Below are 11,097 nucleotides of genomic sequence, written 5' to 3' on the forward strand. Positions count from 1 at the left end.
CAAGGTGATGCCATGAATGATCGTTACGACGCTGCCGCCAACCTGCTCGAGGTGCTGTGCCAGCGCGCCGCCGAAACGCCACACGATATCGCCCTGCGCTTCATTGCCGAAGGGGTCGACGAACCGCTGACGTATCGCGCGCTGGACGAGCGCGCCCGGGATCTGGCCGTCTGGTTGCTACAGCATGGCCAGCCCGGCGACCGCGCCGTGTTGCTGTTGCACAGCAGCCCGGAATACGTGACGGCCTTCTTCGCCTGCCTCTATGCCGGCATCATCGCGGTGCCGGCCTATCCGCCGGAATCGGTGCGCCCCCAGCACCTGGCGCGTTTGCGGGCGATCCTCGACGACGCCGAGCCCAGCCTGGTACTCACCGACTCCAGCCTTATCGACGCCCTGCGTCCGGCCTGCCAGCGGACCGGCGGTACCTCGCCGCAGCTGCTCGCGGTCGACCAGACGCCCACCGGCCTTGCGTCGGGATGGGGGATGCCGGAACTGAGCGATACGCACATTGCCTTCCTGCAATACACCTCCGGCTCGACCTCGACGCCCAAGGGCGTACAGGTCAGCCATGGCAACCTGCTGGCCAACGAGCGGCTGATCCGCCATGGGCTGGACATGCGGGCCGACGACGTGATGGTCAGCTGGCTGCCGCTGTTCCATGACATGGGCCTGATCGGCGGCCTGCTGCAGCCGATCTACAGCGGTATTCCCTGCGTGCTGATGTCGCCACGCTACTTCCTCGAGCGTCCGCGGCGCTGGCTGGAAGCGATCTCGCGCTATGGCGGCACGGTGAGCGGCGGCCCGGACTTCGCCTTCCGGCTGTGCTGCGAGCGCATCCGTGAGTCGGCGATGGACGGCCTCGACCTGAGCAGTTGGCGGCTGGCGTTCTCCGGTTCCGAACCGATCCGCCCCGATACCCTTGAGCGTTTCGCCAGCACCTTCGCCCCGGTGGGGTTCGATCCGAACGCACTCTACGCGTCCTACGGCCTCGCCGAAGCGACCCTGTTCGTCGCCGGCGGACAGCGCGGCAAGGGCATCGGTCTGATGGCCGTGGATCCGACGGCACTGGCCGCCAATCAAGGCCGTCCCGGCCAGGGCATCACCCTGGTCAGTTGCGGGCGTCCGCAACCGGGCCACGACGTGCAACTGGTCGACCCGGTCAGCGGTGAGACGGTGGCGCCGGGTGGCATCGGTGAAATCTGGAGCAGCGGTCCGAGTGTGGCGCTGGGCTACTGGCGCAACCCCGAGGCCAGTGCACAGGTGTTCATCGAACGCGACGGCCGCACCTGGCTGCGCACTGGCGATCTGGGCTTCCTGCACAACGATGAGCTGTACGTGACCGGCCGGCTCAAGGACATGATCATCGTTCGCGGCCAGAACCTTTACCCGCAGGATATTGAGCGCTGCGTAGAAGAGGAGGTGGACGTGGTGCGCAAGGGTCGGGTGTCCGCGTTCGCCGTTGAGCACAATGGTCGTGAAGGCATCGGCATCGCCGCCGAGGTCGGTCGCAGCGTGCGCAAGCTGGTGCCAGCCGCCACGCTGATCAAGGCGATCAGCGCCGCCCTGGCGGAGACCTTCCAAGAAGCGCCGCTAGTGGTGGCGTTGCTGGAGCCGGGCGCATTGCCGAAGACCTCAAGCGGCAAGTTGCAGCGCTCCGCCTGCCGGCACAAATTGGCTGACGGTACCCTCGGTACCTATGCCGTACAGCGTGCCGGGGAGTCGTCGGTCGCTGATCCGGCGACTGTCACCCTGGCATCGCTGAATGAGGCCGAGCAGGCCATGGCCGCGCTCTGGTGCGAGGTGCTGCAGGTGCCGCAGGTCGCTCGCGACGACCACTTCTTCACGCTCGGCGGTGACTCGATCCGCGCCACCCAACTGCTGGCTCGCCTACGGGAACGCCACGGTCGCGCCGTGGACATGCGGCTGTTGTTCGAAGCGCCCGAACTGGGCGCGTTCGTCGCGGCCCTGGCCAGCCACGCGGCATCCGCTGAAGCACCGCGCAACGTGTCGCGCCTGGCGCGGGCGGATCTGTTGCCCCTGTCACCGGCCCAGCGCCGTCTGTGGTTCCTCTGGAAGCTGGAGCCGCACAGCGCGCTCTATCACATCGCCGGCAGCCTGACCCTGCTTGGCGAGCTGGATCGCCCCGCGTTGCGACAGGCATTCGCCGATCTGCTCGTGCGCCACGAAACCCTGCGCAGCCGATTCATCGAAGGCGCCGACGGTGAGGTCCAGCTGCGACTCGCCGAGCCCGGCGCGGTGCCCTTCAGCGAGATCGACCTGAGCGCCCAGCCGGATACCGCCGAGGCCGATGCGGCCTGTTTCGCCGCCGAGCCCTTCGATCTGGCCAGCGGCCCGCTACTGCGCCTGCGTTTGCAACGCCTGGGTGAAGGCCGACAGACGCTGCTGCTATGCGTGCACCACATCGTCGCGGACGGGGCCTCGCTGAATCTGCTGCTGGAGGAATTCGCCGCCTGCTATGCGGCGCGCCTGCAAGACCGTTCCGCCACGCTGCCTGCGCTCGAGGTCCAGTACCTCGACATCGCCGCCGCTCAACAGCAGGCCCTGGATGCCGGGGAGGGCGCACGTCTGCTGGATTGGTGGCGTGCGCATCTGGGCGACGAGCATTCACCGCTGGAGCTGCCTTACGCCCTGGCCAGTACCCACAAGGCGGGGCGCCGCGCCGGTTTCGTCGAACAGCGCCTCGATGACAGCCTCGCTGCCGACCTGCGCGGCCTTGCCCAGCGTCATGGCGTCACCCTGGCCATGCTCCTGCTGGCCGCCTTCAACCTGCTGCTGCAGCGCTTCAGCGGCCAGCACGACTTGCGCGTCGGGCTCACCCAGGCCGGCCGCGACCAGCTTGCCAGCGAGCGGCTGGTGGGCTTCTTTGTCAACCTGCTGGTGATGCGCTGTGACCTGTCGGCCAACCCGACCCTGGCCGGGCTGCTGCGCCAGGTACGTGACGGCTTGCTGGAGGCCCAGGCGCACCAGGGCCTGCCGTTCGAGCAACTGGTCGAAGCCTTGCAACCCGAACGTAGTCATGGCCGACATCCGTTGTGCCAAGTGGCCTATGACTACCAGGTGCGCACCGATCCGAGTCTGCCAGGCCTGGCCGCGGAAAGCCTGCGGCAGATCGACCTGGAAACCCCTTTCGACCTGGTCCTGCGCGTTCGTGAGAGCCGTGATGGCGTCGAGCTGAGCTTCTGTTACGCCGCCGAGCGGTATGCCGCCGAGGGCATGGCGCGCATGGCCGAGCAGTTCCTCGCGCTGCTGCGCGTTTTGCCGACCCAACCAGCCGAGTCGCCGCTGGAGGCCAGCGCCTGGCTCGATGCCGCGCTGTGGCGCGCCGATGCGCCGGTCCAGGACGCCACCTTCGAACCCCTGGCCGCGCGCATCGCCACCCAGGCTGCCGAGCGTCCTCAGGCAGTGGCGGTGCTGGATGATGAATGCGAGATGAGTTTCGCCGAGCTGGACGCGCGCGCCAACCGCCTCGCCCAGGCGCTCGTGGCGGCCGGTGTCGGCCCGGAATCGCGAGTCGGCGTAGCCCTGCCGCGCGGGCTCGATATCCCGCTCGCACTGCTGGCCGTGATGAAGGCGGGCGGCGCCTACGTGCCACTGGATCTGGACTACCCGCACGAGCGCCTGAGCTGGCTGATGCAGGACGCCGGCATCGGCTGGCTGATCAGCCACGCCTCGCTGGCCGAGCGTTTACGCTCGACAGAGAACGTGCAGCGCCTGGATCTCGACCGCTTCGACTACGCCGGCTGGCCAGCCGAGTGCCCGCCGTCGCGGATCCATCCGGCCAATCTGGCGTACCTGATCTATACCTCCGGCTCTACCGGCCAGCCCAAGGGCGTGGCGGTAGCCCATGGCGAGATCGCCGCGCACTGCCGTGCCATCGGTCAGCGCTATGCCATGAGCCCGGCCGACCGCGAGCTGACCTTCATGTCCTTCGCCTTCGATGGTGCTCACGAGCGCTGGCTCACTGCGTTGTCCCATGGCGCCAGCTTGCTGGTGCGCGGCGAGGCGCTATGGACGCCGGAAGAAACCCTGGAACGCCTCAAGCGCCATCAGGTCACGGTCACCGCCTTGCCACCGGCCTATCTGCAGCAACTGGCCGAGCAGGCGGCGCGCCTCGGCCATGCGCCGAGCATGCGCATCTACTGCTTCGGTGGTGATGCAGTGCCCGAAGCGGCTTTCGAGCTTGCACGACGCAGCCTTAAGGCCGAGCACCTGATCAACGGCTACGGGCCGACCGAAACGGTGGTGACGCCGTTGCTGTGGAAAGCCGATGCCACCGCGCGCTGCGGTGCAGCCTATGCACCCATCGGCGAGGCAGTCGGTGCCCGTGCGCTGTACGTGCTCGACGAACACATGCAGCCGCTGCCGCGCGGCGTGGCCGGCGAGCTGTACATCGGCGGTGAGATGCTGGCGCGCGGTTACCACCGGCGCCCAGGGATGACTGCCGAGCGCTTCGTCGCCGATCCGTTCGGCACGGCTGGAGGCCGTCTCTATCGCACCGGCGATCGAGTGCGTTGGCGTGAAGACGGGGTGATGGACTACCTCGGCCGGGTAGACCAGCAGGTGAAGATTCGTGGCTTTCGTATCGAGCCGGGCGAGATCGAAGCGCGCCTGCGCGCGCTGGACGGCGTACGCGAGGCGGCGGTGGTCTGCCGCGAAGGCGCGGGCGGCCGCCGGCTGGTGGCCTACGTGGCGCCAGCGCTGCCGGTGGACGCGCTCAAGGCGGCACTGCGTGAGCAGCTGCCGGAGTACATGGTGCCGGCACAGATCCTTGGCCTGGAGCGCCTGCCGCTGAACGCCAACGGCAAGATCGACCGCAAGGCGCTGCCTGAAGTCGCGGAGACAGGGCGCGACTGCTATGTCCCGCCGCGCGACGGGCTGGAACATCAGCTCGCCGAATTGTGGGCCGGTTTGTTGGAGGTACCACGGATCAGCCGCGAGGACGACTTCTTCGAACTTGGCGGCCATTCGCTGTTGGCCACCCGGTTGGTGTCGCGGATTCGTCGTGACCTCAAACTGGATTGCCCGCTGCAGGTGATTTTCGAGGCGTCACGGCTGGATGCCTTCGCCACCCGTGTCGCTGCGCTCGGTAGCGGCGCAGGTCGGCCGCCGCTGCGTGCGCTGCCGCGCGACGGCGCCTTGCCGCTGTCGCCAGCGCAGAGCCGCCTGTGGTTCTTCTGGCAGATGGAGCCGCAAAGTGCGGCCTACAACGTGCCGGGTGCACTGCGCCTGCGTGGCGCGCTGGATGAAGCTGCATTGCGGCAGACCTTCGCTGCGCTGGTGGCGCGCCATGAAACCCTGCGCACTACCTTCGACGAGCGCGACGGCGAGCCGTGCCAGATCATCCATCCCCATGTGGAGCTGCCCCTGGCGCGCCTGGACCTGTCGACCCAGCCAGACGCAGAAGTTCAGACACGCCGTCTGGCAGAGGAGGAGGCCGCACGCCCGTTCGACCTGCGTGACGGTCCGCTGCTGCGCCTGACGTTGCTGCGCCTGGCCGACGAGGAACATGTGCTGCTGTTGACCCTGCACCACATCGTCTCCGACGGCTGGTCGATCCGCGTGCTGATGGACGAGTTCGCGGCGCTCTACCGTGCTGCCCTCGATGGCATCGAAGCACAGTTGCCGGTGCTGCCGGTGCAGTACGCCGACTACGCACAGTGGCAGCGGACCCTGCTCGCAGACGGAGAAGGCGAGCGCCAACTGGCCTGGTGGGTGGAGCAACTCGGCCGCGACAACCCGATACTCGCCCTGGCTACTGATCGCCAGCGTCCGGCCCAGCAGAGCTACCGGGGTGGCAGTCTCGGCTTCGAACTAGATGCCGAGCTCAGCGAGCGCCTCAAGGCCCTGGCGCGAAGCCAGGATGTCACCCTGTTCATGCTCTTGCTGAGCGCCTATGGCGTGCTGCTGCGCAGCTGGAGCGGGCAGGACGACCTGCGCGTCGCCGTGCCGGTCGCCAATCGCCAGCAACTGGAAACCGAAGGGCTGATCGGTTTCTTCGTCAACACGCAGGTTTTCCCCTGCCGGATCGACCCGCAGGCATCCTTCGCCGATCTGCTGGCTAGCCTCAAACCCCTGGCCCTCGGTGCCCAGGCGCACCAGGACCTGCCGTTCGAGCAACTGGTCGAGGCCCTGCAACCCGAGCGCAGCCTGGCCTGGAACCCGCTGGCGCAGGTCAAGTTCAACTTCGGTTTCGATGTCAGTGCGCTCCCTGCTGCCGGCCCGCTGCGTCTGGAACTGTTTAGTGAGGAGCAGTACGGCGCGCGCTTCGATCTGGCCCTGGACATGGCCGAAGCCAGTGATGACGGCCGTCTGCGCGGTAGCTTCGTGTTTGCCCGGGATCTGTTCGACGCCAGTACCGTGGCACGCATCGCCGCCGTCTTCGTCTGGCAGCTCGAGCAGCTCTGTGCCCGGCCGTTCGAACCGCTCGCACGGCTGGCCCCGGCACCGGCCGAGGCACGTTCGGAACTGGCCGGAGAGCGTCGCCCATGGCCAGCCGCCGACGTTCTACGACTGTTTGCTCACCAGCGCGATGCGCGCCCGGACGAGGCCGCGGTCGAGGCCTGGGATGGTCGCTACAGCTATGCCGAATTGGACGCCGCTGCCAACCGCCTGGCCCATGCGCTGCGAGCCGAGGGGCTCGGCCCTGGCGAGCGGGTCGCGTTGTGTGAGGCACGAGGCGCGCGCTGGGTGTTGATGCTGTTGGGTGTCCTCAAGAGCGGCGCCGCCTACGTACCGCTGGACCCGGCGCTGCCGGCCGCTCGCCTGCAGGGGCTGCTGGTCGAGAGCGGGGCGCGGCGCGTGCTGGTGGGAGATGCCCAAATCGCCGCGATCTTCGGTGATGCCGCGCTGCAGGTGGATGCCGATGGTCCACAGAACTTCCCGGCCCAGGCGCCGTCCCTTGTCATCGACCCGGCCAGCCCGGCCTACGTCATCTTCACTTCCGGCTCCAGCGGCCAGCCCAAGGGCGTGGTGGTCAGCCATGCGGCCCTGGCCAACTACGTCCAGGGTGTACTGACGCGCCTGGATGGCCAGCCCGGTGAAGGCTGGGCGATGGTGTCTTCGGTAGCGGCCGATCTCGGCCATACCAGCCTGTTCGGTGCCCTGTGCAGCGGTGGGCGGCTGTGCCTGGCGAGCGCTGATGAGGTGGGGGATGCCGAGCGTTTCGCGGCTTTCATGCAAGGGCGCGCCGTGGATGTGCTGAAGGTTGTCCCGAGCCATCTCGCCGGCCTGCTGGCTGCTGCGCCGCAACCGGCCAGCGTGCTGCCGCGTCGCCTGCTGGTGGTCGGTGGCGAGGCCACCAGCGGGCCGCTGTTGGCCCGTCTGCGCGAGCTGACGCCGGCGCTGCGGGTGGTCAACCACTATGGCCCGACCGAAACCACGGTCGGTGTGCTGACGCATGAATGGCGTGCAGGTGATGCACTACCGGACGGCAGCCTGGCCATCGGTAGGCCGCTGCCGAATGTCCACGTGCGAGTCGTCGATTCCCAGCTCGCCAGCCTCCCGCTGGGCGTCCCTGGTGAACTGCTGATTGCCGGTGCCGGGCTGGCCGAGGGTTATCTCGGCCAGCCGGAGCTGACGACTGAGCGCTTCGTCGAGCTGGACGGCGAACGCCACTACCGCAGCGGTGACCGCGTCCGGCTGCGCGCCGACGGCGAAATCGAATTTCTGGGCCGTCTCGACGAGCAAGTGAAGATCCGCGGATACCGGGTCGAGCCTGCGGAACTGGCCCAGGTCCTCAAGCGCTTGCCGGGCGTTCGTGATGCGCAGGTGTTGGCCGAACGTGAGGGCGACGGCCCGCTGCGCCTGCTGGCCTGGTGCGTGGCCGACGGTGACGCCGAGACGCTGCGCCAGGCCTTGGCCGCCGAGGTACCGGAATACTTGCTGCCAGCGCACCTGATGCTGCTGCCGGCTCTGCCGCTGACCGCCAATGGCAAGGTCGACCGCCAGGCGCTGCCGCGTCCGGGCGCTGCGACCGTGCACGACGAGCAACCGCTGAACGAGCTGGAAAGCCAGCTGGCGGCGATCTGGCAGGCCGTGCTCAAGGTCGAGCGAGTGGGCGCCGAGGATAACTTCTTCGAATTGGGCGGCGACTCGATTCTCAGCCTGCAGATCATCGCGCGCATCCGCAAACTGGGCTTCAAGCTCAGCCCCAAGCAGCTTTTCGAACGGCAGACCGTACGCCAGCTGGCGCAATGGCTGGAGGTCCGCGCCGTGCCGACGGCCGTTCCGACGACGGTCGTCGCGCCCGCCAACAGCGAAGCGCCGCTGGCACCGGTGCAGGCACGTTTCTTCGAGCGTGTGCCGACCGCGCTGCGCAGTCATTGGAACCAGGCGGTGCTGCTGGAGCCCCTTGAGTCGCTCGATCTCGATGCGCTGGACCGCGCCGTTCACGCATTGTTGGAGCGTCATCCGGCACTGCGTTTGCGGCAGGACGGCGACAGCCCGCGCCTGCGCATCGCCGAGATCGGCGCGCTCGACTTGACCTTGCTCTGGCGCCGTCGCGCCCCCGACCAGCAGACGCTCGAACGCCTGTGCAACGAGGCCCAGCGTAGCCTCGATCTGCGCCAGGGTCCGCTGCTGCGCGCCATGCATGTCAGCCTGGAGCAGGGCGGCGAACGCTTGCTGCTGGTGATTCACCACCTCGCCGTGGATGGGGTGTCCTGGCGGATTCTGCTGGACGACCTGCACCGCGCTTATCGCGCCGCCCGTGCCGGCCAGCCCATCACATTGCCGGCCGAAGGCGACAGCCATGCCGCCTGGGCCGCTCGTCAGCAGGTGTTGGCGACGAGCCCGGCACTGGCCGCCGAATTGCCGTATTGGCAGGCGCAACTGGCCGACGCTCCGCGCATCCCGCAAGCTGTGCCCGATGCACCGGCCACCTGGCGCGAAGCGCAGCAGCGTCGCCTGAGCCTGGACGCCGGCACCACCGACGAGCTGCTCGGGCCGGTCCTGGCCGCTCAGCGCCTACGCATCAACGACCTGCTGTTGACCGCCGTGGGTCGCGCGCTGTGCGACTGGACCGGCGCCGACGAGGCGCTGCTGGAAGTGGAAGGCCATGGCCGCGATGCCTTTGACGACGGCGAGCCGCTGGATTTGTCGGCTGCAGTCGGCTGGTTCACCTGCCTTTACCCCTTGCTCCTGCGCCCGAGCGGCGAGCCCGGTGCGGCGCTGCGTGCGGTGAAGGAAGCGCTGCGTGCGGTACCGCGCGCCGGTATCGGCTATGGCGTGCTGCGCTACCTGAGTGGCCATGCGCAGGTGCTGAAAGCCGCGGGCCAGCCTCGCGTCACCTTCAACTACCTGGGCCAGTTCGATCAGCAGTTCGGCACCGAGACGGCGTTGCGTCCAGCCAGCGAGTCCTCCGGTCGCAGCCAGCCGGACAATGCCCCCCTGGGCAACTGGCTGGTGATCAACGGCCGCGTACTCGGGGGTCGTCTGGAGCTGGAACTGACCTACAGCCGCGCCATGTTCACTGGCGAGGCCATCGACGCGCTTGTTCAGGGCCTGGAGCAGTCGCTGCTCGGGCTGTTGGCCCACGTGAAGGAGGCCGAGCCGCGTCTTTCACCAAGCGACGTGCCATTGGCAGGGCTGGACCAGACCGCGCTGGACAGCCTCGCGCTGCCCGTAACCAATCTGGATGACCTCTATCCGCTGTCGCCGATGCAGCAAGGGCTGCTGTTCCATGCCCTCGATGTGCCGGGCTCGGGCCTTTACATCAACCAGCTGCGGGTCGATCTGGACGGGCTCGATGCGTCGCGCTTTATCGCTGCTTGGCGACAAGTGATTGCCCGTCATGCCGCATTGCGCACCGGTTTCCTGGTAACCGAGGGCGGCGCGCCCTTGCAGTTCGTGCTGCGCCAGGCCGGGCTGCCGGTACGCGAGCATGACTGGCGCGAGCGCGGCTTCGATCCGGCGGCAGCGGATGCCTTGGCCGATGCCGAGCGAGAGGAAGGGTTCGACCTGGCCGCGCCGCCGCTGCAGCGTGTGACTCTGGTGCGGCTGGGCGAGCACCGCTATCACCTGATCTGGACCTGCCATCATCTGATCGCCGACGGCTGGAGCAGCGCTCGGCAGATCGGCGAAGTACTCGCGCTTTACCGCGGCGAGTCGTTGCCGGCGCAGATTGGGCAGTACCGCGATTACATCGCATGGTTGCAGATTCAGAACGCCGATGCCGGTGAGCGCTTCTGGCGCGAGCGACTGGCCGACTTCGAGGAGCCGACCCTGTTGGCCGGCGCGTTGAGTCAGGCAGACGACGAGCCCGCGCGGGAGGTGAACAGCCGCTTGGATGCCAGCGCGACACGTCGCCTGCAACAGTTCGCCCAGGCCCAGCGAGTGACTCTCAATACACTGCTACAGGGGGCCTGGCTGTTGCTTTTGCAGCGCTACACGGGGCAGGCGCGACCCTGTTTCGGCGCCACCGTCGCTGGCCGCCCGGCCGGATTGCCGACGGCGGAAAGCCTGCTCGGGCTGTTCATCAACACCTTGCCCATCGTCCATCCGGTCGAGCCGGAGCAGGGTGTTGGCGACTGGCTGCGCGACCTGCAAGCGCTGAACCTGGATGCCCGCGAGTTCGAGCACAGCCCGCTGTACGATATCCAGCGCTGGGCTGGCAAGCCGGGGCAGGCGTTGTTCGACAGCATCCTGGTATTCGAGAACTTCCCCATGGATGCCGTCCTGGCGGGCGGCGGTGATGGCCTGAAAGTCCTGAGTCAGAAACCGCTGGAAAGCACTCACTTCGCTCTGGCCCTGGTGGCCAGCGCCGGGGAGTGTCTTGACGTGCGCTACGCCTACCGGGCTGACCTTTTGGCGGCGAGCCAAGTGGAGCGTTTGCGTGAGCACTTCGAGCGCCTGCTGCTCGCCCTGGCAGAGGACGCTGGCCGCCGTCTGGCCGAGTTGCCGATGCTGGCAGAGACCGAGCGCGAGCAACTGCTGCAGGGCTGGAATGCCACCGAAGCGGCGTTCCCTGATGCCGTTCAATTGCAAACGCTACTGGAACAACAGGCCGCGCGCCAGCCGGATGCCCTGGCGCTGCAATTCGGCGCACAGCGCCTGAGCTACCGCGAGCTGCACAGCCGT

1 protein-coding gene is annotated in these 11,097 nt (G+C 67.9%); it reads left to right on the plus strand.

Annotated features, from left to right (window positions below; genetic code table 11):
• Positions 1 to 12: 12 nt before the first annotated feature.
• On the plus strand, positions 13 to 11,097 hold an 11,085-nt coding region (locus tag UF78_RS10655; RefSeq protein WP_045162184.1), incomplete at its 3' end, for a non-ribosomal peptide synthetase.

It is taken from the genome of Stutzerimonas stutzeri, from assembly GCF_000952685.1.
In the GTDB taxonomy this organism is placed as follows: Bacteria; Pseudomonadota; Gammaproteobacteria; order Pseudomonadales; family Pseudomonadaceae; genus Stutzerimonas; species Stutzerimonas stutzeri_E.